Genomic DNA, 22666 nt, shown 5'->3' on the forward strand with positions numbered 1-22666 from the left:
AACCGAAACGGAGGTCGCCTGAAACACCCCGATCCACAGGTATTGACAATTCCTCCTGTTCCCCCTCCTTTACCTCCAGAAGGCAATGTGATGTCGGTGCTACGCGAGCGGATCACAATAGTGTGGCTCGGCTTGATGGTGGCTACCTGCCTGACCACATGGGGGCTATCGCAGGATCTGGTCAGTCCCGCCGTGGCGGTGACCGGGATCTTCCTGATCGCGGCACTCAAGGTCAGATACGTGATGTTGGATTTCATGGAACTCAGACATGCCCCGACGGGTGCCCGTGCCTTCTTCCAGTCCTGGATCACGGTAGTCGTACTCGTGATCCTGGGCTTCTGGTTTGCGACTCCGTCCCTCACGTGACCAGCGGCAGACCCATCCAATCGGTTATCTAGGAGGAAAACCCATGCAGGATATCGAGAAGCGAAGCGTGCTCTCACAGAAGATCGGACTGTGGTGCAACTGGATTTTCGTGGCGCTCACGGTGATCGGCTGGCTGGGCATCGCTCACTTCTGGGCACCCGCGCGAGCCGACCTCGGACTCGAGGCCACCAAGGTGTGGTTCAGCGAAACGCACCGCTGGGGAACGGTTATCGGCTGCACAATCTTCTACATCGCCGCTGGATTGCTGACGCCTGGATCGATCATGTTGGGCATCATGCTGGCCAAGATCGAGGGGCGGTGGCCGTTGTGGTCAATCACGACGGCTGTATGCGGAGTTTTCATCTCACTCATCATCTTCTTCAACTGCTGTGCGTGGATCGTCGCCGCCTATCGGCCTGAGAGTGGTGCCGATGTCATTCAGTCGTGGTATGACTGGGCGTGGTTCGCTTTCCTGTTGGGCTGGATCTACCTGGCGATCGAGATGTTCGCCACCGCCGCAGTGGAACTCATGGATGACCGGGCTGAGCCGATGATTCCTCGCTGGTTCACCTGGCTGACCATTGCCGGTGGTGTGACGATCTTCTTCGCGGCCGGCCCGGCGTTCTTCAAGAGCGGCCCATTCGCTTACCACGGGTTGCTGGCGTTCTACCTGCCGGTCGTGATCTGGGGTGGCTATATCTCTGTGACGACGTGGTTCATGATGAAGGAACTCAACGGCCGATCCGAACGAGCAGGTAGAGCTCCGTCGATTTCGCTCCGATCCGAATCATCGATCTAGATCTGTTGTATCCGTGCGTACTGGTTTGCGGCTTTGACCCAAAAAGGGGAGTGCAATGTGCTCATCCGGGGGAAGACTGCTCGGATTATAGCGGCCATGATGATGGATATCTGAGAGCCATGAGATGCTACCGCGCTGAGCCGCAACGGCTTCCGCAGCCAGCGCGAGGGCATCTTACGACAGATAGGCATCGCTATGGAGCCCCACCCAACCGAGTGCGGCAGTCGTCCGGCTGCCGTTCGTGGTTTGGGCACGGCGAATTCGCTTAGGCGCCATAGTTGTCCAGTCAGCGATGGTGATCCCGCTGTTGAGATAGTGGAGAGCGGGCCTAGCTTTGCTGTCCGGCCGGTGGGCGCTGACCTCACGGCCGACGGTGAGGCCCGCTTTGGCGACTCTGGCGAACTAAACGCGGCGTCGGGCGTATCTGCAACCAAAGCAACCTAACCGGAAGGACCTCCACCAATGGGTGTCGCCATCGAGGTAAACGGGCTGACCAAGTCCTTCGGATCGGCCCGGATCTGGGAAGACGTCACGTTGACGATCCCCGAGGGCGAAGTCAGCGTCATGCTGGGCCCGTCGGGTACCGGTAAGTCGGTGTTCTTGAAGTCGCTGATCGGTCTGCTGCGCCCGGAGCGCGGTTCGATCGTGATCGACGGGACCGACATCCTGCAGTGTTCGGCCAAGGAGCTCTACGAGATCCGCACGCTGTTCGGTGTGCTGTTCCAGGACGGCGCGCTGTTCGGCTCGATGAACATCTACGACAACACCGCCTTCCCGCTGCGCGAGCACACCAAGAAGTCCGAGAGCGAAATCCGTGACATCGTCATGGAGAAGCTCGACCTGGTCGGTATGCCCAACGACGGTTACAAGTTCCCCGGTGAGATCTCCGGTGGTATGCGCAAGCGCGCCGGCCTGGCCCGGGCCCTGGTGCTGGACCCGAAGATCATCCTGGTCGATGAGCCGGACTCGGGTCTGGACCCGGTCCGCACCGCCTACCTGAGCCAGCTGCTGATCGACATCAACGCCCAGATCGACGCCACCATCCTGATCGTTACGCACAACATCAACGTCGTGCGTACCGTGCCGGACAACATCGGCATGCTCTACCGCAAGAAGCTGGTCATGTTCGGCCCGCGTGAGGTCCTGCTGACCAGCGAGGAGCCGGCCGTCAAGCAGTTCCTCAATGGCCGTCGCATCGGTCCCATCGGCATGTCCGAGGAGAAGGACCAGGCCACCGCGGCCGCCGAGCAGGCCGCCATCGACGCCGGCCACGCCGACGGCGGCGTCGACGAGGTGGAGGGTGTGCCGCCGCAGATCGTCGCCAGCCCCGGGATGCCGGAGCGCAAGGCCGTCGGGCGTCGCCAGGCCCGGGTGCGCGAGATCCTGCACACCCTGCCGGCCAACGCCCAGGCGGCGATTTTGGAATCGTTCGTAGAATCACCGCAGGGTGCACCCGAATGCGTTGGCTGAGGGGCCAACGCCGTGTGAGACGGCGGCAGTCGACAATCGGTGTGACGCGATCCCCAGCGGTCAGCGTCGCCATGCTCACGTCGGTGATGTTGGCTGGCCCTGTCGGCGCTGCGACGCCTCTATTTCATTTGCCTACATTGCCGTTGCGCGATACCGCGGTCACCCCGTTAAGCGCCGTTAGTACCGATGTGAGCGGCGATTCGGGCTTGAGTGTGATCGCGGCCCAACGCCCGCCGACCAGTTTACGAATCGGCGTCAGTCCCGTTGCGGCTGTGAGGTCTCCGGGGATGTTGGGGATCCCGGAGATCGCGCTGTCTGCCTACCTCAACGCCGAGCAACAGATGGCGGTGTCGGCACCGGACTGCGGCATCAGCTGGAGCCTGTTGGCCGGGATCGGGCGCATCGAATCGATGCACGCCAACCGGGGCGCCACCGGCTCTGGCGGCACTGCGGTCCCACCGATTTACGGTCCGGCCCTTGACGGCTCGCTACCGGGCAACGAGGTCATCGTGCAGAACAGTTCCGGCGGTCAGGTCACCTATGTGCGCGCGGTGGGACCGATGCAGTTTCTGCCCGGTACCTGGGCACGGTATGCCTCCGATGGCGATGGTGACGGTCAGGCGGATCCACAGAACCTGTTCGATGCCACGCTGGCGGCGGCCCGCTATCTGTGCAGCGGCGGGCTGGACCTGCGGGATCAGCCGCAGGTTGTGGCCGCGATCCTGCTTTACAACAATTCGATGGCCTATGTCCACAATGTGCTGGGTTGGGCGGCGGCCTACGCCACCGGTGTGGTGCCGATCAATCTGCCGTCGATCACGGGTCCACCGTCACCGATTGGCGATGCGCATCTGGAGAACCCGGAGGGTCTGGGCCCGGCGTTGCCGCTGGACTTCAACGGCCTGCCATCCACCGACCAGCTGGCGCGGATGCCGTTGATCGACCTCGGCCCATCCGAGGTCGGCGACCAGCCCCCCGAGGATCCAGCCCCCGAGGATTCAGCCCCCGACGATCCGGACTGCGCGGAGAGCTGCATCGACCGGCAGGATCGCGTCGAGCCGGCGACCGCAGACAGGTAGCCCGCTGGGCGAAAAGGGTGTCCAAGTTATGACGATGACCACGCTCGCTTCTTTCGCAAGTCCGCCACGCGGTGTGTGGGACTTCGGGCCCCTATCGGTGCGCGCTTATGCGTTGTTCAGCATCATCGGATTGGTGACTGCGCTCGTGATCGGGGATCGACGCTGGGAGGCTCGGGGCGGTGAGCGTGGCGTCATCTACGACGTTGCCCTGTGGGCGGTGCCGTTCGGGTTGGTCGGCGGTCGGCTTTATCACCTGGCCACCGATTGGCAGACGTACTTCGGCGAGGGCGGCATCGGAATCGTTGGGGCGTTGCATATTTGGCACAGCGGCTCAGGGATCTGGGGTGCGGTCGCGCTGGGCAGTGTGGGTGCATGGATTCGGTGCCATCGTCGCGGCATCGCGCTGCCGGCATTCGCCGACGCGATAGCGCCCGGTCTCGTGCTGGCGCTAGCGATTGGCCGAGTCGGAAACTATTTCAACCAGGAGCTTTTCGGGCGCGCGACCACGCTGCCGTGGGGTTTGGAGATCTTCTACCGCAGCGACCCGGCCGGATTCGTGGATGTGCAGTCGATCAACGGGGTCTCAACCGGACAGCTGGCCATGGTGGTGCAACCGACATTCCTCTACGAAATGCTCTGGAATATCCTGATATTCGGTGTCCTGATTTATCTGGACCAGCGTTTCGAGATCGGGCACGGTCGGCTGTTCGCGTTGTACGTCGCGGGCTATTGCGTGGGTAGATTTTGGATCGAGCTGTTGGGCGCGGACGTCGCCACCCGTGTTGCCGGAATCCGGATCAACTCCTTCACCTCTGCGCTTGTGTTCATTGGTGCGGTGGTCTATCTCATTTTGGCCCCCAAGGGCCGCGAGGATGCGGCTGTTAATGAGTTGGCCGGTGGCTCGGGAACCGAAGAAGTCTTCAAGGCGCGTTCTTTCCGCCGCGCTAGCACGGCTATAGACGTAGCTGCCGAACCTGCGGCTGACCTGGCTGCCGCCGAAATGGCCGAGGTCACAGAAACTGGGGCGGTCGCACAGGCGGCGCAGCGCGCGGTGGACGCCGGGTTGGTCGCGCAGTCAGCTCGACTCGCAGCTGAGCAGGCCCAGGAGGCCGTTGCCACCAGCACTGCTCAAGCCGAGGCGGAGCGGTGCGCGGTTGAGCAAGCTGAGGTGGAGGTTGCCACGCGCACCGCGCAAGCCGAGTTGGCCAACCGCGCGGCGCAGGAGGCGCAGGCTGCGGCCGCCGAGCGCGCGGCGGACGCTGAGGCGGTTGCGCTGGCGGCGAGGTGCGCCGCGCAGGATGCTGAGACTGAGGTGGCGGACTATCGGTCGGCCATCGAGGTCGTGCGGCGCATGGCCGTAGAAGCCGAGGACGAGGTCGCCAAACGCACTGCTGAAGCTGTGGCGTTGGGCGTGGTTATGAGGCATGCCGCCGACGCCGGGCCAGCTTCTGAGATCGCGTGGCAGGCGGCGCAGGAAGCCGAGGCTGCCGTCACCGTCCGCGTCGCGGAGGCACAGAATTTCGCTACAGCGACGGTACGCGTGGCGCAGGAAGCCGAGGCCGACATCGCGAGGCGCACCGCAGATGCGCAGGCGGCGGGGCGCGTGGCGCAGGAAGCCGAGACGGCGGCCCGCACTTGCACCGCTGACGCGCAGGCGGCGGAACGTACCGCACAAGAAACCCAGGATGCGTCTGCCGCGCTCATCGCCGAGCTGCAGGCGATCGCTGAGGCGGCGGGGCGTGCTGCCAAAAAGGCCGAGGCGGCGGCCCGCAAATGCGTCGCCGACGCCGAGGCGGCGGAGCACGCGGCGCAGGAAGCCGAGGCTGCGTCCTGCACTCGCACCGCTGAGGCACAGGCTATCGCTGAGGCCGTGGGGCGCGCAGCTGACGCGGGGGTGCGGGCTGACTCGGCTAAGCGCGCGGCTACCGAAGCCGAGGCGGAGGCTTCGAAGCACGCCGCTGATGCCGTCGCCGCGAGGCGCGTGGCTGACCGAGCCGCGGCTGCGGTCGCCAACTGTACTGCTGAGGCGCAGGTGGCCGCTGCGGCGGCCACCAGCGCGGCTGAGGCCCACAGTGCGGCCCGCAAGCGCGCGGCAGACGCCGAGTCGGCAAAACGTGACGCTGACGACGCGGCGGCGGCCGCCGCCGCGCGTGCCGCTGAGGCTCAGTTGGCATGGCGTATCGCTGACGACGTCGAGGCTGCGGTAGCCGGGCGCGTAGCCCAGATCGAGGTCGCCAAGCGCGCGGCGCAGGATGCTGCGGCGGCGGTCGCCCAGTGCAAGGCCGAAGTTGAGATCGCCAGCCGGGCCTCCGAGGATGCCGAGGCGGCGGTCGCAATGCACACGGCCGAAGCTCAGGAGGTCGCTGAGGCGGCGACTCGGGCGGCGCAGGACGCCGAGGCGGTGGCCGCCGACTGCGCGGCGCAGGCCGGAGCGGCTCAGCGTGCGGCCGAGGAAGCGCAGGCCGCGGTCGCCGAACGCGCGGCAGAAGCTACCGCGTTGGCTGTGGTTGTGCAGCGTGCGGCTGAGGCCGGGACGGTCGCCGTGGCCGCCAGGCTGGCAGCCGAGGAAGCGCGGGCTGCGGTCGCCGAGCGTGCGGCTGAAGCTACGGTGGTAGCCGAGGCGGCCAGACGCGCAGTCGACGACGCGCAGGCCGCGGCCGAAAATAGTGCGGCGCAGGCTGCGAGGGCCCAGCGCAGGGCTCACGACGCGGAGGCAGCCGTCACCGAGTGCGCAGCGCAGGTTGCGGGATTGGCCCAGGAGGCCAGGCAAGCAACTAGTGATGCGCAGGCCGCACTCGCCAGGTATGTGGCCCAGGCTAGGGCGGCCAGGCGCGGCGCCGAGGAAGCGCAGGCTGCGGTCGCCAGGTGTGAGACGGAGGCTGCCGCCGCCGACCGCGCGGTCGACGACGCGCTGGCTGCCGACGCCAGGTATGCGGCTGACGCTGGGACGGTTGCTGAGGTCACGCGGTGTGCGGTTGAGGCTGGGGCGGCCGCTGAGGCCGCGGCGCGGGCGGCAGACGAAGCCGAGGCTGTGGCCGCGACGCGCACCGTCGAAGCCCAGGAGGCCAGGCGGGCGGCCGATGACGCCGAGACGGAGGCCGCGAGGCGCGCGGCCGACCTTGTGCAGGCTGACGGCGCGACAGATGCGGCGGAGGCGGCCGCTGCTGCGGCGGAGCGGGGGGCCGAGGAAGCCGATGCCGTGGCCCGCAAATGCACTGCAAAAGCAGAGACGGCGAGGCGCACGGCCGACGAAGCCCAAGCCGAGGCCGCGACGCGCGCGGCGGAGGCTGAGGCGGTAGTTGAAGCAGCGGTTGACGGCCGAAGTCGAGAAGTCCGTGCCTGACCAAGCTTCTGGACGCACCCCAGCATCCGCCGGGAACCTCACTGGGATCGGAGGCCCCGCCTCTTCATCGCACCTCGTTGACTCTGCTCAGGGCGGGATCTTCTCGAACCTTCCCGCCCTGGACGCAGAGTCACCGCTCCGGGCTAGCCGTGGTGCCGCCGTACCCCTCGGACGGCAGCACCCCGGCTAGCCGGAAAGGCTCGAAATGTCATCCAATGCCGCACGGGTGTCCAGATCGGTGAAGGTCGCGGCATAGCGCTGCGCGAACGCCAGGCTGATGTCCGGGCGCTGCCAGCTGTCGCCCCCGCTGAGCGTCGCGATCCAGATCGCCAACCCGTGCGCGGCTGACGCCCGGTAGTGCAACCAGATCTCTTCGGCCGACGGCAACTCTGCGGCCGGAAGGCCCAGGGCCCCACCGTATTCCTCCAGCAGTGCGCGTTCGCTGGTGCGCCGGTCGGCAATGGTCAATGCGCCCTGCAGAAAGTAACCCAGGTCCAGTGAGAAGTTGCCGTGACGCACCATCTGCCAGTCCAGGAAGCCGACATCGCCGTCCGGCAACACGTAGGTGTTTCCGAGGTGCGGGTCACCATGCAGCAGGGTCTGTGGGCCCCGGGTCAGGCCGCGGATGTAACGAGCCCAGATGTCACCGAATAGCTCCGCGCCGGTCATGGTGGTGATCTCGGCGGGGACCGAGTCGCCCAGCCGCTGGTAGGCAACTTCGAGCGGAGCCATTTCCAAACCGGCGAACGGCACGAACGGCTCCACCCAGTCCAGCGCCGGGTTGTCGGCGATGCGTGCTCCCCAGAACGCACCGTGCATCCGTGCCAGACCGCGGACCCCCTGCGCCGCCTCGTCAACACTGAGCGGTCGCGTCGCGTCACGCGGTTCGGCCCCGCGAGCAACGACGTCCTCCATCACCAGCAGGAAATCTCGGCGCTGCTCATCGATAAGCGATCGGTAGACCTTCGGATGATCAAGCGGCAGAACGATGTCGGACAGGAACAGGCGCGGCTCGTGGTAGAGACCGCTGGTCAACTCGACCAGGTCGGCATGTTCGGGATCGACCGCTTTGACGAAGACCGTCCCCGGCCCGCTGCCCCGCGAGTAGCGCAATGCCAATCGTGCTCGCCGGTTTGTGCCGTCGTCGCGCAACGCGACCGCGACCGACTCCACGACCGCACCGGGGTGGTGACCGCTGAGCGTCGCGGTCATCCACTCCGGTGAGATTGCTTCCCAGCTGTCGGGAGTGGCCGGTGAGGTCACTTCAAGCAGCTACCCGCGTCCACCGGCAGGGTGACACCGGTGATGTAGCGCGCCTCGTCGGAGGCCAGGAACAGCACGGCGTTACTGATGTCCACCGCGTCCACCCACGGGATGGGCAGGGTGTGGAACATCTGGCAGATCGGCGCCATGTCGTCGGGGCCCGGGTTCTCCAGGTCGGGGCGGAACATCTTCCAGGTGCCCTCGTTCATGATCATCCCGGTGCTGACGTGGGTGGGGTGCACGGTGTTGACCCGGATGTTCTGGTGACCCAACTCGACGGCGAACGAGCGCATGACGCCCACGACGCCGTGCTTGGCGGCCACGTAGTTGCCGCAGTGCGGGTAGGCCTTCAACCCGCCCACCGAGCTGGTCAGGACGATCGAGCCGCCCCTACCGCCGGCGATCAGGTGCGGCACACCGGCTTTGACGGTCTTCCACACACCGGACAGGTTGATGTCGATCATCTCCTGCCAGTCGTGTTCGCTGCACTGGTCCAGGGTGTCGCCGCCGTTGCCGATGCCGGCGTTGGCGACGATGATGTCGAGGCGGCCCAGCTCTTCCACCCCGGCGTCCACCGCGGCCTTGAGCCCGTCGTAGTCACGGACGTCGACCTCGGCGGTGAAGATCCGGCGACCGCGCGCCTTGACCAGGTCGACGGTCTCGGCCAATTCCTCCGGCGTGGCCGGCGGGATGGGCGAGTTCTCGACGATCGGCTTACACACGTCGATCGCGATGATGTCGGCGCCCTCCTCGGCCAGTCGCACCGCGTGGCTGCGGCCCTGGCCGTGTGCCGCGCCGGTGATGAATGCGACCTTGCCTTCTACGCGTCCGGTCATGGAAACCTCAATTCTTCTTGGTACGGAATCTGATTCAGGGGATGATCGCCGGCATCGAGACCCAGCCTCGCACCGTCGACGTCGGGGAGATCGACGTCGCGGTGAGGTCGACGTCCCAGTCGGGGAAGCGCTTGAGGATCTCCTCCAGGGCGATCCGTGCCTCCAACCGTGCCAGCGCGTTGCCCACGCAGAAGTGGGTGCCCTGACCGAAGCCCAGGTGCGGGCGGCGTTCGCGGTGGATGTCGAACACGTCGCCGTCCGGCGGGAACCTGCGGTGGTCCCGGTTGGCGGCACCGATGAGCAGCAACATCGCCGAACCCTCGGGCACCGTCTGGCCGTAGTACTCGATGTCGCGGGTGACGTAGCGCGCTGCCTGCGGTGCCGGTGGCTCGAAGCGGACCAGCTCTTCGACCGCCCGCGGGATCAGCGCGAAGTTGTTCGCCATCTCGCGGCGCTGGTCGGGGTGTTCGGCCAGAACCTTTCCGGCCCAACCGATCAGCCGGGTGGTGGTCTCACTTCCGGCGGTGGCCAGGACTGTCAGGAACAGGTGCAGTTCCTCGCGGCCCATCTTGCGCCGGACGCCGTGCTCGTCTTCGAACTCGGCGTTCATCAGCTCGGTGATCAGGTCGTCGGAGGGGTGCTTGGCACGCCAGTCGATGTAGTCGGCGAACACGTCGCCGGTGGCGATCGGACCGTCGGGGTTGTCGGTCATCTTCTGACCGGGCTCGGTGCGGATGGTGGCATCGCCGTGGTCGGTGACGCGCTTCTGGTCGTCCTCGGGGATGCCCAGCAGCATCCCGATCACCCGCATCGGCATCTCCGCGCCGAGGTCGCCCACGAAGTCGAACTTCCCGGTGCCCACCAATGGGTCCAGGCAGCGCGCGCAGTACTCCCGGATCTGCGATTCCAGGGCGTTCATCCGGCGTGGGCTGAACATGCCGGCCATCAGGTTGCGGTGGATGTCGTGGATCGGCGGGTCCTCGAATATCAGGATCCCCGGCGGAATCTCCATGCCGGACTTGATGATCTCCAGAACCGCGCCCTTGGCCGAGCTGAACGTCTGGTAGTCGGTGAACGCGGCGTGGACGTCGTCGAACCGGCTCAAGGCGTAGAAGTCGTGCTCTTCGTTGTAGTACAGCGGCGCCTCTTCGCGCAGCCGGCGAAACATCGGGTACGGATCGTTGTTGAGTTCAACGTCGTATGGGTCATAGCGTGCTTCGTCGGTGGTGGTGGCCGTCATGGTTTTCCGTTCTTTCGACAGAGCTGAGGTCAAAGGCCGGCGGTGACCGGAGCCGCCACCGGGGTGAATTCCAGATGCAGTTCGGTCAGGCCACGCAGGATGAACGTCGGCTCGAAGGTGAACCTGCGGTCGCCTGCCGGGCCGTGCGCGGCCTCGTCGAGCCGGATGTCGGCCATCCGATCGAGGATGCGCTCCAACGAGATTCGGCTCTCGGCGCGGGCCAGCGGTGAGCCCGGGCAGGTGTGGGTGCCGCGGGCGAACGCCAGGTGCTCGCGCACGTTGGCCCGGTCGATGCGGAACTCGTGGGGCTCGTCGAACTTGCGGGGGTCGCGGTTGATCGCCCCGGGGAACATGACCACGACGGTGCCGGCCTTGAGCGTGACCCCACCCAGCGTGGTGGTCTTGCGGACCAGCCGGGGGTCGGTCTTGACCGGGCTCTCCATCCGGAGGGTCTCTTCGAGGAAGTTCGGGATCTTGCTGCGGTCCGAGCGCAACGCCTCCACCAGCGAGGGGTCCTCGGCCAGGAACCGCAACGCGGCACTGAGCAGTTTGGTGGTGGTCTCCTGCCCGGCGCCGAACAGGAAGGTGGCGCTCTTGACCACGTCGGCGATCTCGGGGATCGAACCGTCCTCGTAGGTGGCGGTGGCCAGATCGGTCAGCACGTCACCGCGCGGGCTCTCCCGCCGCTCGCTGAGGTAACGGCTGAACTTGTCGTCCAGCCAGCCCAGCGGGTCATGCGCCAGTTCCTCGTGGTCCAGCGAGCCGATGCGGGCGCCCGGCTGCGGTGCGCCGAGCACCTGCTGGAATGCCGGGCGGTCTTCCTCGGGAACCCCGAGCAGGTCGGCGATCACCAGTAGCGCGAACGGCCGGGCGTACTCGGAGAGGAATTCGCACTTCCCGCTGTCGGCGAAATAGTCCAGCTGCCGGTCGGCGAGCTGCCACATGAAGTCCTGGTTCTCCTTGAGCCGCTTGGGGGTGAGCAGCCTGCTCAGCAGCGACCGGGCCTTGGTGTGCATCGGCGGGTCCATGGTGACCATGTGTTCGGTCATCGGCATCAGGTGGCGGTGCGCCTCGATCTGCTCGCTGATGTCGTCGCCCTCAGGGGTGAACGGCAGCGGCGGGAAGGGGCCGCCGACGGCCACCAGGTTGGAGTAGGTGTCGGAGTCGCGGTAGATCTCGTTGGCCTCTTCGTGGCCGGTCACCGCGACCACGTCGTAGACGCCCAGCGGGGTCACCGGGCCTTTGGCCCGCAGGTGGTCGAAGTACGGGTGCGGGTCGGGCACCAGGGTCTGATCGGTGAAGAAGTCGATGGTGTCGAAGTCAGTCAAGGTGGACCTCTCTGATGAACAGCCTGACAAGTGCTGGGCACTTGCTTAGCATGGGCGGGGTTGGGGGGTCAAGGCTTGCCGGGCATTACGCTGGCCGGGCTAGGTGTAAAGGTGGATTGCATAGATGCGGAGCCACGAGGTGACCGATTCGGACAAGGCGCAGCGCAGGATTGGCGCCCCGGACGCCAAGAACCGGACGCTGCTGCTTGACGCCGCTGAACAACTGCTGGTGACCCTCGGTGCCACCGCGGTCAGTTCACGGCGGGTGGCCGAGCAGGCCGGGTTGAAACACCAGTTGGTGCACTACTACTTCCGCACCATGGACGACCTCTTCCTGGCGGTGTTTCGCCGCCGGGGTGATCAGGGGCTGGCCGATCAGGCCGCGGTGCTGGCGTCCCCGCAGCCGCTGTGGGCGCTGTGGCGGTTCAACACCGACCCGGCGGGGACCGCGCTGACCATGCAGTTCATGGCCTTGGCCAATCAGCGTGCGGCGCTGCGGGCCGAGATCGCGGACTACGCCGAACGGCTGCGCGCTGAACAGATCGAGGCGGTGGCCGGACTGCTGCAGCGCTACGGCATCGATACGCAGGAGTTCCCGCCGACGGTGCTGATGGTGCTGATGACCAGCGCATCGCGGATGCTGATCATCGAACAGGAGGCGCTGGGCATGACGCTCGGCCACGCCCAGACCGTCGAGTTCGTGGAACGCTGGCTGCACCGACTCGAGGGCGAACCGGCCGGCGAAGCCGCGGTGCTGACGGAGTCGGCGGCGCACTAGCTCTGCGCCCTGCGCTGCTGGTCCAGTCGATCCGCGGCCGCCCAATGGTCGTCGGCCACCCACAGCCGCGCGAACGCCGCCACCGCCTCGTCCGGTGACGCGCCGTCGATCACCCGTTTGATCTCGACGGCCGACGGATTGGCCAGCGAGCGTGCCAGCGCACGCCAGTCGGCGTCGAACGAGTCCCGGGGCACCACCCGGTTGATCAGCCCGATCCGTTCGGCGGCCGCGGCGTCGAGCATGGTGCCGGTGCCGGCGAGCAGCAGCGCCTGACTGCGTCCCACCAGGGCGGCCAGCCGCTCGGCGCCGCCCCACGCCGGCATGATCGCCAGCGACACCTGGTTGAACGCGATCTTGACGTCCGCTGCGGCGATCCGGATGTCGGCGGCGACCGCGACTTCGGCGCCCCCGCCCAGTGCGTGACCGTTCATCGCGGCGATCACCGGCGCCGGGAAGGCCGCGATCCGGTCGCAGAGTGTGCGCATCCGCCAGGCCATGGCCGCCGCATCCGGTTCGGTGCGGATGGCGGCGAGCTGCTTGAGGTCACCTCCGGAGACGAACGCCCGGTCGCCGCCGCCGGTGATGACCAGTGCCCGCGCCCCGGCCGCCTCGTCGAGCGCCCGGTCGAGTTGGTCCATGGTTTCCGGGGCGATCGCGTTGCGGGCCTGCGGCCGGTCGATGGTGATGACGGCCAGGCCGTCGTCGCATTGCACGTTCAACTCAGCCCCGGCCATGGCTCTCCACTCACGATATTGGCATTCTCAAAAAAGGAGAATAACATCGCTGGCGAGATGCGAAAGATTCCTGCTGATCTGGTGCGGCGCTACGAATTCGAGGGCTGGTGGACCCGCGAGACGCTGGGCGACGTGCTCGGTGCCGGGCTGGCCGCTACGCCCGACTGTCACTTCGAGGTGCACTCGCAGGTTCGTCCGTGGCTCGGCACCTTCGCCACGGTGGAGCACGTCGCCCGCCGGCTGGCGGCGGGGCTAGCGGAGCGCGGCGTGGGCCCCGGCGACGTGATCGCCTTCCAGCTGCCCAACTGGATGGAGGCCGCCGCCACGTTCTGGGCGGCGTCGTTCCTGGGCGCGGTGGTGGTGCCCGTCGTGCACTTCTACGGGCGTAAGGAGGTCGGCTACATCCTGACCGCGAGCCGGCCCAAGGTGTTCATCACCGCCGAGCGGTTCGGGCGGATGGCTTATGAGCCCGAGCTGAGCGCGGACGTCCCGATTGTCGGGGTGGTGGGCCGCGATTTCGACGACCTGCTCGCCGACGAACCGATGACCGGCGTCCTGGCCACCGATCCCGGCGCTCCGGCGCTGATCGCCTTCACCTCCGGCACCACCCGGCAGCCCAAGGGTGTCGTGCACAGTCATCAGACGCTGTGCTGCGAGACCCGTCAGCTGCTGGCCAATTACCCACCGGACCGCGGCCGTCAGCTCACCGCCACCCCGGTCGGGCATTTCATCGGGATGGTGGGCGCGTTCCTGATCCCGGTGCTGGAGGGAGCGCCGATCGACCTCGCCGACGTGTGGGATCCGGCGATGGTGCTGAAGCTGATGGCCACCCAGGGGGTGTCGATCGGCGGCGGGCCGCCCTATTTCGTCACCAGCCTGCTCGACCATCCGGACTTCACCGACGAGCATCTGGCGCACATCCGCCACGTCGGCCTCGGTGGTTCCACGGTGCCCGCCGCGGTCACCCGCCGGCTGGCCGACCTGGGCATCTTCGTGTTCCGTTCCTACGGCAGCACCGAGCATCCGTCGATCTCCGGATCGGGGGTGAGCGCCCCGGAGGGCAAGCGACTGTTCACCGACGGCGACGCGCGGCCGGGCGTGGAGATCCGGCTGGCCCCCGACGGCGAGATTCTCAGCCGCGGGCCCGACCTGTGCCTGGGCTACACCGATGACGCGCTGACCGCGGCGGCGTTCGACGCCGACGGCTGGTACCACACCGGCGACGTCGGCGTGCTCGACGACGACGGATATCTGACCATCACCGACCGCAAGGCCGACGTGATCATCCGCGGCGGCGAGAACATCAGCGCGGTGGAGGTCGAAGAGGTGCTGCTGGCGATGCCGGCCGTCGCCGAAGCGGTGGTGGTCGCGGTGCCCGACACCAGGCTGGGGGAGCGGGCCGCGGCGGTGGTCCGGCTCAGGCCCGAGTGCGCGCTGCCGGGTTTGGCGGAGCTGCGGGAGCACTTCGAGCGTCTCGGTGTGGCGCGGCAGAAGTGGCCGGAGGAGTTGCACGCGATCGAGGACTTCCCGCGCACCGCCAGCGGGAAAGTACAGAAGTACCTGGTGCGCAAGCACCTTGCCGAGAAGGTTGTTGCACCAGACACCGGTATGAGAATATGATTCTCGCAAGCTGAAAAGGAGTGTTTCATGGGTCAACTGTCACACCGCGTCGAGATCCCCTTCCCGTTGTTCGACGCGGACAACCACCTCTATGAGCCACCGGAGGCGATGACCAAGTACCTGCCCAAGGAGTACAAGGACATCGTCCAGTACGTCGAGATCAACGGCCGCACCAAGATCGCCATCCGCGGCCAGATCAGCGAGTACATCCCCAACCCGACGTTCTCGGTGGTGGCCAAGCCGGGTGCCTGGGAGGAGTACTTCAAGTTCGGCAACCCCGACGGCAAGAGCAAGCGGGAGCTGTTCGGTGAGCCGATGCGCTCGATCCCGGCGTTCTTCGAGCCCGGGCCGCGCCTGGAGTTGATGGACCAGCTCGGCGTCGACCGCTCGCTGATGTTCCCGACCCTGGCCAGCCTGATCGAGGAGCGGCTGCGCGACGACCCGGTCGCGATCCACGTCATCATCCACTCGCTCAACCAGTGGCTCGACGAGGTCTGGGGCTTCAACTACAAGAACCGGATCTTCACCACGCCGGTCATCACCCTGCCCATCGTCGAGAAGGCGATCGAGGAGCTGGACTGGGCGGTCAAGCGCGGTGCTCGCGCCATCCTGATCCGCCCGGCGCCGGTGCCCGGCTTCCGCGGGCCGCGGTCCTTCGCGCTTCCCGAGTTCGACCCGTTCTGGGCGAAGTGCGTCGAGTACGACGTGTTCGTCGGCATGCACTCCTCGGACAGCGGCTACTCCCGCTACACCTCGGAGTGGGACGGCGCCGCCCAAGAGATGCTGCCGTTCCAGACCAACGCCATGCAGATCCTCAACGAGTGGCGTCCGATCCAGGACGCCGTGGCGTCCTGGGTGATTCACGGCGCGCTGTTCCGCCACCCCAAGCTCAAGGTGGGCATTGTCGAGGCCGGGTCGAAGTGGATGACCCCGCTGTTGGACTCCATGGCCGAGGTGTACAAGAAGGCGCCCGAAGCCTTTATGGGCAACCCGATGGAAGAGATCAAGAACCGGATCTACGTCAGCCCCTTCTACGAAGACGGCATCGACGACCTGATCAGCCTGATCGGCGTGGACCAGGTGCTCTACGGCTCCGACTGGCCGCACCCGGAGGGCCTGGCCGAGCCGACGCACTACGTGACGGCGCTGTCGCACCTTCCTGTCGACGACCAGGCCAAGATCATGGGCGGCAACCTCGGTCGCCTCGTAACCGTCTAGGAGTGCCACGCTGGCAGACCATCCCCGAGATGGTCTTGAGCGCCGGCGATCGCTTCGGGGATGCCGGGGCGATCGTCGACGGCGATGTTCGGCTGAGCTTTGCCGAGCTGGCCGACCGGGTCCGTTGCGCGGCAGGGGCATTCGCCGCGGCCGGCATCGCTAAGGGCGATCGTGCCGCGATCTGGGCGCCCAACTGTGCGGAATGGATCATCGCGGCATTCGGTCTGCTCACCGCCGGCGGCGTACTGGTGCCGGTCAACACCAGGTTCAAGGCCGCCGAGGCCGCGGACATCATCGCCCGCAGTGGGGCGAAGCTGGTCCTGGTCGAAAAGGGTTTCCTCGGGATGGATTTCACCGCGCCGCCCGGGGTCCCGGTCATCGACCTGAGATCGGGCTTCCTGGACGGCTCGCCGCTGGTGTGTGCCGGCGACGGTGCTGATATCGCCGACATCATCTTCACCTCGGGTACGACCGGTCGCCCCAAGGGCGTGATGATGAGCCATCAGCAGAACCTGCGGCTCTATGCCGAATGGTGCGACCTGGCCGACCTGCGCGAGGGCGACCGCTACCTGATGGTCAACCCGTTCTTCCACACCTTCGGCTACAAGGCGGGCTGTATCGCCTCTTGTATTCGGGGCGCCACGATGTACCCGTTGCGGGTCTTCGACGTCGATGACGTGCTGGAAATCATTGAACGCGAACGCATCACGATGCTGCCCGGGCCGCCGACCCTGTACCACTCACTGCTGGGCGGCGCCGCCGGGCGTGACCTGTCGTCACTGCGCGCCGCGGTCACCGGTGCCGCGGACATTCCGGTGGACCTGATCCGGCGGATCCGCAGCGAGCTGCCGTTCGGATCGATCATGACCGGGTACGGGCTCACCGAGGCCGGGACCGTGACGGCCTCGCGGCGCGGGGACTCCTTCGAGGACATCGCGACCACCGCCGGCCGGGCCTGCGAGGACATCGAGGTTCGGATCGACGGCGACGGCGACGGCGAGGCCGGCGAGGTTCTGGTGCGCGGCTACAACGTGATGGCCGGCTATCTTGATGACCCGGAGGCCACTGCCGAGGCGATCGACGCGCAAGGCTGGCTGCACACCGGCGACATCGGAACCCTGGACGGGGCAGGGCGATTGCGGATCGTGGGCCGCAAGAAGGAGATGTTCATCGTCGGCGGCTTCAATGCCTACCCCGCCGAGATCGAGGGTTTCCTGCTGGAGCATCCCGGGATAGCGCAGGTCGCGGTGATCGGCGTTCCCGACGAGCGGCTCGGCCAAGTCGGCCGGGCGTATGTGGTGGCCGCTGCCGATGGTCCTGCGCTCACCGAATCCGAGCTGATCGCCTGGAGCCGCGACCGGATGGCCGGTTTCAAGGTCCCGCGGTCGGTGCGTTTCGTCGACCGGCTGCCGCTGAACGCCACCGGCAAAGTGGACAAGCAAAGCCTGACTTAAGTCAACGTGGTTGGCCCGGCGGCCCCGGGGCGATACTGTCGTTACCCGGTCGGTCGGCAGAGGGAACCAGGCATGGCGGTGGCAAACAAGTCAGAGAAGATGACGGCACGTGAGGCCAAGCGCCTGCAGACGCGTGAGCGTCTGTTGGGTGCCGCCACCGCCGAGTTCAAGCGGACCGGCATGGCCCAGGCCGACGTCGGCGCCATCGTGGCCGCTGCGGGCGTCGCGCACGGCACGTTCTTCTTCCACTTCCCCACCAAGGAGCATGTCCTGCTGGAGGTGGAGCTGCGCGAGGAGGAGCGGATCGCCAAGCAGTTCCGGAGTTACCTCAAAGCACCGCATGATATTTCGGAGGTGCTGGCCGAGGCGGCCCGGCTGATCATGGACCTGGAGCGCCGACTGGGCGATCCGCTCTTCACCGACTTCCTGGCACTGCATTTCTCCCCGACCCGACCGGTGGCGTCCGAAGGCGAGGACCACCCGTTGATCGTGCTGGTGGCCGAGCAGATCGAGCTCGCGCGCAGCCGCGGCGAGATCGACGCCGAGGTGGTCGCAATGAACAGTGCCATCTTCTTCCTGCTGGGGCTCTACGCGCTGCTGATCACCACGCACGCCTGGCCGACGCGGCAGGACCTGGTCGACGACTACCTGCGTCGCGCGCAAAAGTCATTGACTTAAGTCAGTGACTTGCCTACCGTCATAGGCGGCCGACACGGCGAGGGGGGAGGAAGCGTTGCCTACCGCACAGCAGAACTCGCTCGATGAGCACCTGGAGCTGTCGCGGGCCGCTCAGCGTCGCGCCGACAAGTGGCTCACCTCCGGCGGCATCCTGATCGGTACGGCGGCCGCCGGTGTGTTCGGCCTGCCGCTGTTCCTGCGGGGAATCTGGTTGCAGCACACAGCTCAGCGCGACGGACTGGCCGTGCGGCCGATGCTGGTGACCCTGTTGGGCTATCTGGTCATCATCGATGCCGCGATCAACGCGATGGGCTGGGCGCTGGATCTGGTGGCCCACCACACCCTGCTGGCCCGCGTGCTGCTCAACGGCTGGGGGGCGATGTTCGACGCCGGATATTTCTGGCACTACAACGAGTTGTGGGTCGGTGGCGCGGCCGGACCCGGTGAGAAGGCATGGGAAGCCGCACTGATCCTCACCGTCTTCACCATGCGGATCGCCGCCGCGATCGCGTTTCTGCAGATGAAGCGGTGGGGTCAGCAGTGGATGGTGATCACCTGCTGGATGGGTGTGGTGATCTGGGTCGGTTACGTGTTCAACATGACCATGTACGCCGATGTGCGTTATGCCGGTGTGGTTTTCCCGGTGATCGGCTGGTGGCTCTACGACATCTTCTACATCACGCCGTTTTTGGCGATCCCGTACCTGCACACCGTCAATCGCGAGATCTTCTCGGATTGAGAAGACGATAGGAGGTTCTGATGGCCTGGATCTGGGAGATCCTACGCTACGTCGCCGCATGGGGCGGCACCGCCGCGATCATCGCGTTCTGGTACTGGATGTTCGATTCCATCGGAACGTTCTGAGCCGCGAGGGAATCCACGTCGTGAACCCGTTGGAGCTGGAGGGCAGCTGCGCGCTGACCGCTGTCGCGCTGAGCGATCGGCGTCGCGACGGTGCGCGCCTGGTAACCGGAGCCAAACGCGGATTCGGCGTGAATACCACGCTGACCACCGTCGAGGTCCCACACCCCGTGGCGCAGGACTGGACCCGCCGGACGCTGACCTGCGGTGTGGCGCTGCAATGCTCACCGTCCAAAGAACGGATCGCGTCATACCGGCTGGCGGACTTGACGTCGCGCGAGCTGCGGGCCCTGACAGTTGTCGAAGCGCAGGTGGCGCTGGGCTGGGTGGGACGCCGTTGGCCCGGGCTGCTGCCCGAGCTGAACCGGATACTGGGCGACCTTGAGCCCGTCGACGCGGATCTGCCGGCCACCGCGATCTTCGATCGCGCCATCGAATTGGCAAGATCCAGACAGGATTTGGCCTGGCATCCCTTGGTGGGAACCCTGCCGGCGGCGTGGACGGCACCCGGCGGGCTGGGCGAGTCGGTGCGCCGGCTGGGCCGGATGCCCTGGTCCAGCACGCAGAAGCGCCGTCCCCGAGCCTATTCGGTTCCGGTCGGCGGTGAGGGCGGGGTGCGCAACACCAATCTGCCACCCCCGAGCAGGCCCGGTGAAGACGACACGTACACCTGCGCGGATCGCCGGCCGGGCATCCCGTACCCCGAATGGAACACCCACACCGGTAGCTTCCTGCCCGACCATGTCGCCGTCGTCGAACAGGCCTGGACCGCGCGCCGCACGGCACCCGACTCGGTCCGAACCGATCTGCGGAAGTGGTTCGAGCAGAGCACTGTTCGGGCGATGGCCGGCGGACTGCCGGACGGTAGCGACCTCGACGTCGACGCCTACGTCAGACACCACCTCGACACGCTGACCGGCCATGCCGATGAACCGCGGATCTTCCGTGAGCTCCTTCCCTCGGGCCGGGACGTGACGACCGCTCTGCTGCTGGATGCGAGCTCATCGCTGGGGGTACACGGCGGCCGGCTGTTCCGTCTGGAACTGGCCTGCGCGGACGCACTGTCGGGTGCGATGACCCGCGCGCACCAGCGCCACGGTGTCTTCGCCTTCACCGGCAACACCCGGCACCGCGTGGCGGTGCACTGCCTCAAGGACTTCGGGGATCGCAGGTTTGTGGCCCCCAGCGACCTGGGTCTGCTGGCCGGCGGCTACACCCGGCTGGGCGCGCCGCTGCGTCACCTGACCAGCCGGCTTGTCGGACAACCGGCGCAGCGGCGGCTGCTGATCGTGATCGGCGACGGCCTGATGTCCGACGAAGGCTATGAGGGCCGCTACGCCTGGGCCGACGTGGCCCACGCGGTCGGCGAGGCCAACGAGGCCGGGGTCTGCGTGTACTACGTCGGTGTGGGCCCGGTCCGTGTCGACCCACTGCCGGAGGTGTTCGGAGACCGCTGCAGCAGGCGCATACGGCGCATCGAGGAACTGCCACGCGTGCTGGCGCACGTGCACCGCGAATTGGTTGCCGCATAAGCGAATGGAGGAGACGATGACGAGCGAGACCTACCTGGCCAACGGCAATGAGGTGCAGCTGTTCGAAAGGGCTTACCGCCGGAGAATTCCGGTGATGCTGACCGGGCCGACGGGGTGCGGCAAGACGAGGCTGGTCGAGCACATGGGCGTGCTGCTGGGGCGTCCGGTGGTCACCATCAGCTGCCACGACGACCTGACCAGTTCTGACCTGGTGGGCCGGTTCACCGTGGCAGGCGGGGACGTGCAGTGGACCGACGGACCGCTGACCAGGGCGGTCAAGGCGGGCGCCATCTGTTACCTCGACGAAGTCGTGGAGGCAAGGCATGACTCATTGGCGATATTGCATTCCCTGACCGATCACCGGCGCAGCCTGTTTTTGGATCGGTCGGGCGAAGTAGTCACGGCCCCCGACACTTTCATGCTGGTCTGCTCCTACAATCCGGCCTACCGAAGCTCGCTCAAGGAGCTCAAGCCGTCATTCCGGCAGCGCTTCGCCACCCTGGGCATGGACTACCTGCCGCCGGCTCGCGAAGCGGCCGTGGTCGTTGCGGAGACCGGCGTAGAGCCAGCGGTCGCCGATCGGCTCGTCGCGTGCGCCGAGGCGCTTCGCAACGCGGATCAGGCATTCCACTATGAGCCCCCGTCGACCCGGGCGCTGGTCAGCGCGGCCCAGTTGGTGGCCGACGGGGCGACTGAGATCGAAGCCGCCGACGCCTGCATCCTCGCGCCGCTGTCCACCGACGGCGGGATTCACGACGGGCTGCGTGAAGTCGCGGCCGGTGTGTTCCTGAATCCGAAACAGGACCACTAGGAAGGGAAGTCGCAGACATGGACCAGCAGGAGCAGCGGCGCAAGAGAGCACTGATCGTCTTTCAGATTTTCATCTACGGCTATTTGGCCATCATGTTCGGCATTCAGCTGTACATGTCCTTCGCGCGCGGCTGGTGGTCACTGTGACGGCGCCGGCGGACTTCGTCGGTCTGCAGGATCATCAGGAGCAGTCCCGGGCCGCCCAGTGGCGGGCCGACCGCTGGATGATCGCCGGCGCGGCGCTGATGGGCATGTGGGTCCCGGGACTGCTGGGCTTCCCGATCTTCATGCGCGGCGTCTGGCTACAGCGCGAGGCCACCCGGGCCGGCCTGTCGGTGCGACCGATGATCGTCACGCTGATCGGGTACCTGGTGCTGATCGACGGCATGCTCAACAGCCTGGGTTGGTCGCTGGATCTGATCGCCAACCACACGCTGATCAACCGGGTGTTGATGGTCGGCTGGGGCTCGATGTTCGACGCCGGGTACTTCTGGCACTACAACGAGTTGTGGATCGGCGGCGCGGCGGCCCCCGGTGAGAAATCGATGGTCTTCGGCATGATCCTCACGGTGTTCGCCATGCGCTGTGCCGCGGCGATCGGGTTCCTGCAGATGAAGCGGTGGGGTCAGCAGTGGATGGTGATCACCTGCTGGATGGGTGTACTCATCTGGGTCCTCTACGTGTTCAACATGACTATGTACGCCGATGTGCGTTATGCCGGTGTGGTTTTCCCGGTGATCGGCTGGTGGCTCTACGACATCTTCTACATCACACCGTTTTTGGCGATCCCGTACCTGCACACCGTCAACCGCGAAATCTTCACCGACTGATCGAGGAGCACGACGATGGACGATGTTGTTGCCGACGAACTTCCGCCGGGCACCACGGCGTACTACGCACGGATGCACAAGTGGATCAAGCGCGCCACCCTGGTGTGCCTGGTCGCGCTGGTCATCGAAGGGGCCTTCACGCTGCCGTTCATGGCGGTCTACTACGGCTACCCGACGCTGAGCCTCACCCAGATCTGCAGCGAACTGCTCAAGAACCGGTTCTCCGACGACACCCTGGAGTGCAAGCACCCCTACCCGCCGCTCGGCCCACCGGAAGGGGCCGAGGGCAAGGACACCGCCCGTGACCAGTGGGGGATTCAGCCCGTCCCGCAGTATCACCGGCTGGGTTTCCGGGAGCTGGTGCGCCTGCACGACGAGCGACTGGCCCGGCAGAATTCCTCATAGAAGTCTTAGTTTTCGGGCCCGG

Annotated in this window: 20 protein-coding genes and 1 pseudogene; 16 read left to right on the forward strand and 5 right to left on the reverse strand. The window is 66.5% G+C overall.

Annotated elements, in window-relative coordinates:
• The 5 genes and pseudogenes from K6T84_RS08750 to K6T84_RS08770 form a co-directional block, all read left to right on the forward strand.
• Nucleotides 1-366: cytochrome C oxidase subunit IV family protein (locus K6T84_RS08750; protein ID WP_329786667.1), on the forward strand; the 366-nt coding region annotated here is incomplete at its 5' end.
• A 43-nt stretch (nucleotides 367-409) separates the two neighbouring features.
• Complete coding sequence (locus K6T84_RS08755) at nucleotides 410-1165, forward strand: hypothetical protein (RefSeq protein WP_225400605.1); 756 nt, start codon at nucleotides 410-412, stop codon at nucleotides 1163-1165.
• A 462-nt stretch (nucleotides 1166-1627) separates the two neighbouring features.
• Nucleotides 1628-2635 carry an ABC transporter ATP-binding protein gene (locus K6T84_RS08760; RefSeq protein WP_329786668.1) on the forward strand — a complete coding sequence of 336 codons (1008 nt, stop codon included), beginning with the start codon at nucleotides 1628-1630 and terminating at the stop codon, nucleotides 2633-2635.
• Nucleotides 2623-3672 (forward strand): annotated as a pseudogene (locus K6T84_RS08765) (lytic transglycosylase domain-containing protein); the annotation flags it as partial. The gene K6T84_RS08760 and the pseudogene K6T84_RS08765, both read left to right, overlap by 13 nt.
• A 70-nt stretch (nucleotides 3673-3742) precedes the next feature.
• Nucleotides 3743-7057: a prolipoprotein diacylglyceryl transferase family protein gene (locus K6T84_RS08770; protein ID WP_408066079.1), complete on the forward strand. Its 3315-nt coding sequence runs from the start codon at nucleotides 3743-3745 to the stop codon at nucleotides 7055-7057.
• A gap of 186 nt (nucleotides 7058-7243) precedes the next feature.
• Here the strand turns inward: K6T84_RS08770 and K6T84_RS08775 are convergent, their stop codons facing one another.
• Genes K6T84_RS08775 through K6T84_RS08790 form a run of 4 tightly spaced genes read right to left on the reverse strand, consistent with a single transcriptional unit; the run spans nucleotide 7244 to nucleotide 11724 of the window.
• Entirely contained in the window at nucleotides 7244-8269 is a 1026-nt protein-coding gene (locus tag K6T84_RS08775; protein ID WP_225402052.1) for a phosphotransferase, read from the reverse strand.
• Between the two features lie 47 nt (nucleotides 8270-8316).
• Nucleotides 8317-9156 carry a mycofactocin-coupled SDR family oxidoreductase gene (locus K6T84_RS08780; RefSeq protein WP_224862588.1) on the reverse strand — a complete coding sequence of 280 codons (840 nt, stop codon included), beginning with the start codon at nucleotides 9154-9156 and terminating at the stop codon, nucleotides 8317-8319.
• A 34-nt stretch (nucleotides 9157-9190) separates the two neighbouring features.
• Entirely contained in the window at nucleotides 9191-10396 is a 1206-nt protein-coding gene (locus tag K6T84_RS08785) for a cytochrome P450 (RefSeq protein WP_224862586.1), read from the reverse strand.
• Between the two features lie 29 nt (nucleotides 10397-10425).
• Nucleotides 10426-11724 (reverse strand): cytochrome P450, encoded by a 1299-nt coding sequence (locus tag K6T84_RS08790; RefSeq protein ID WP_224862584.1) that lies wholly within the window; start codon nucleotides 11722-11724, stop codon nucleotides 10426-10428.
• Nucleotides 11725-11863: 139 nt separating this feature from the next.
• Here K6T84_RS08790 and K6T84_RS08795 point away from each other — a divergent pair, with 139 nt between their 5' ends.
• Nucleotides 11864-12502 carry a TetR/AcrR family transcriptional regulator gene (locus tag K6T84_RS08795; protein ID WP_329786669.1) on the forward strand — a complete coding sequence of 213 codons (639 nt, stop codon included), beginning with the start codon at nucleotides 11864-11866 and terminating at the stop codon, nucleotides 12500-12502.
• Here K6T84_RS08795 and K6T84_RS08800 read toward each other — a convergent pair.
• Complete coding sequence (locus K6T84_RS08800) at nucleotides 12499-13236, reverse strand: enoyl-CoA hydratase/isomerase family protein (RefSeq protein WP_224862580.1); 738 nt, start codon at nucleotides 13234-13236, stop codon at nucleotides 12499-12501. The two genes, K6T84_RS08795 and K6T84_RS08800, sit on opposite strands and share 4 nt — an antisense overlap.
• 57 nt (nucleotides 13237-13293) lie before the next feature.
• Between K6T84_RS08800 and K6T84_RS08805 the strand changes: the two genes are divergently transcribed.
• From K6T84_RS08805 to K6T84_RS08850, 10 genes are all read left to right on the forward strand, one after another.
• A complete protein-coding gene (locus tag K6T84_RS08805; RefSeq protein WP_225400601.1) occupies nucleotides 13294-14856 on the forward strand; it encodes an AMP-binding protein in 1563 nt (520 codons plus the stop codon).
• A 27-nt stretch (nucleotides 14857-14883) separates the two neighbouring features.
• The gene (locus K6T84_RS08810; RefSeq protein ID WP_224862576.1) at nucleotides 14884-16074 is read left to right on the forward strand and encodes an amidohydrolase family protein; all 1191 of its coding nucleotides are present in this window, start codon (nucleotides 14884-14886) and stop codon (nucleotides 16072-16074) included.
• Nucleotides 16075-16076: 2 nt separating this feature from the next.
• Nucleotides 16077-17528, forward strand: coding sequence for a FadD3 family acyl-CoA ligase (locus tag K6T84_RS08815; RefSeq protein ID WP_255613008.1), 1452 nt, complete (start codon nucleotides 16077-16079; stop codon nucleotides 17526-17528).
• 72 nt (nucleotides 17529-17600) lie between these two features.
• Nucleotides 17601-18206: a TetR family transcriptional regulator gene (locus K6T84_RS08820; protein ID WP_224862574.1), complete on the forward strand. Its 606-nt coding sequence runs from the start codon at nucleotides 17601-17603 to the stop codon at nucleotides 18204-18206.
• Nucleotides 18207-18261: 55 nt separating this feature from the next.
• Nucleotides 18262-18945, forward strand: a complete 684-nt coding sequence (locus K6T84_RS08825) for a hypothetical protein (RefSeq protein ID WP_225400600.1) — start codon at nucleotides 18262-18264, stop codon at nucleotides 18943-18945.
• 145 nt (nucleotides 18946-19090) lie between these two features.
• On the forward strand, nucleotides 19091-20599 hold the full coding sequence (locus tag K6T84_RS08830; RefSeq protein ID WP_224862570.1) for a nitric oxide reductase activation protein NorD: 1509 nt from the start codon (nucleotides 19091-19093) through the stop codon (nucleotides 20597-20599).
• Between the two features lie 16 nt (nucleotides 20600-20615).
• A complete protein-coding gene (locus tag K6T84_RS08835) occupies nucleotides 20616-21410 on the forward strand; it encodes a CbbQ/NirQ/NorQ/GpvN family protein (RefSeq protein ID WP_225400599.1) in 795 nt (264 codons plus the stop codon).
• A 17-nt stretch (nucleotides 21411-21427) separates the two neighbouring features.
• Nucleotides 21428-21556 (forward strand): hypothetical protein, encoded by a 129-nt coding sequence (locus K6T84_RS08840; protein ID WP_255612399.1) that lies wholly within the window; start codon nucleotides 21428-21430, stop codon nucleotides 21554-21556.
• Nucleotides 21553-22239: a hypothetical protein gene (locus tag K6T84_RS08845; protein WP_224862567.1), complete on the forward strand. Its 687-nt coding sequence runs from the start codon at nucleotides 21553-21555 to the stop codon at nucleotides 22237-22239. The genes K6T84_RS08840 and K6T84_RS08845 overlap by 4 nt, the downstream gene beginning before the upstream one ends.
• Nucleotides 22240-22254: 15 nt before the next feature.
• On the forward strand, nucleotides 22255-22644 hold the full coding sequence (locus K6T84_RS08850) for a hypothetical protein (RefSeq protein ID WP_225400597.1): 390 nt from the start codon (nucleotides 22255-22257) through the stop codon (nucleotides 22642-22644).
• Nucleotides 22645-22666 lie beyond the last annotated feature (22 nt).

Source organism: Mycobacterium zoologicum, from assembly GCF_020181635.2.
Taxonomy (GTDB): domain Bacteria; phylum Actinomycetota; class Actinomycetes; order Mycobacteriales; family Mycobacteriaceae; genus Mycobacterium; species Mycobacterium zoologicum.

What these genes read in the sequence shown, in the direction of transcription:
- K6T84_RS08755 (WP_225400605.1), top strand. Translation starts at nt 410, where the DNA reads ATGCAGGATATCGAGAAGCGAAGCGTGCTCTCACAGAAGATCGGACTG.
- K6T84_RS08760 (WP_329786668.1), top strand. Translation starts at nt 1,628, where the DNA reads ATGGGTGTCGCCATCGAGGTAAACGGGCTGACCAAGTCCTTCGGATCG.
- K6T84_RS08770 (WP_408066079.1), top strand. Translation starts at nt 3,743, where the DNA reads ATGACGATGACCACGCTCGCTTCTTTCGCAAGTCCGCCACGCGGTGTG.
- K6T84_RS08775 (WP_225402052.1), bottom strand. Translation starts at nt 8,269, where the DNA reads ATGACCGCGACGCTCAGCGGTCACCACCCCGGTGCGGTCGTGGAGTCG.
- K6T84_RS08780 (WP_224862588.1), bottom strand. Translation starts at nt 9,156, where the DNA reads ATGACCGGACGCGTAGAAGGCAAGGTCGCATTCATCACCGGCGCGGCA.
- K6T84_RS08785 (WP_224862586.1), bottom strand. Translation starts at nt 10,396, where the DNA reads ATGACGGCCACCACCACCGACGAAGCACGCTATGACCCATACGACGTT.
- K6T84_RS08800 (WP_224862580.1), bottom strand. Translation starts at nt 13,236, where the DNA reads ATGGCCGGGGCTGAGTTGAACGTGCAATGCGACGACGGCCTGGCCGTC.
- K6T84_RS08805 (WP_225400601.1), top strand. Translation starts at nt 13,294, where the DNA reads ATGCGAAAGATTCCTGCTGATCTGGTGCGGCGCTACGAATTCGAGGGC.
- K6T84_RS08810 (WP_224862576.1), top strand. Translation starts at nt 14,884, where the DNA reads ATGGGTCAACTGTCACACCGCGTCGAGATCCCCTTCCCGTTGTTCGAC.
- K6T84_RS08820 (WP_224862574.1), top strand. Translation starts at nt 17,601, where the DNA reads ATGGCGGTGGCAAACAAGTCAGAGAAGATGACGGCACGTGAGGCCAAG.
- K6T84_RS08835 (WP_225400599.1), top strand. Translation starts at nt 20,616, where the DNA reads ATGACGAGCGAGACCTACCTGGCCAACGGCAATGAGGTGCAGCTGTTC.
- K6T84_RS08840 (WP_255612399.1), top strand. Translation starts at nt 21,428, where the DNA reads ATGGACCAGCAGGAGCAGCGGCGCAAGAGAGCACTGATCGTCTTTCAG.
- K6T84_RS08850 (WP_225400597.1), top strand. Translation starts at nt 22,255, where the DNA reads ATGGACGATGTTGTTGCCGACGAACTTCCGCCGGGCACCACGGCGTAC.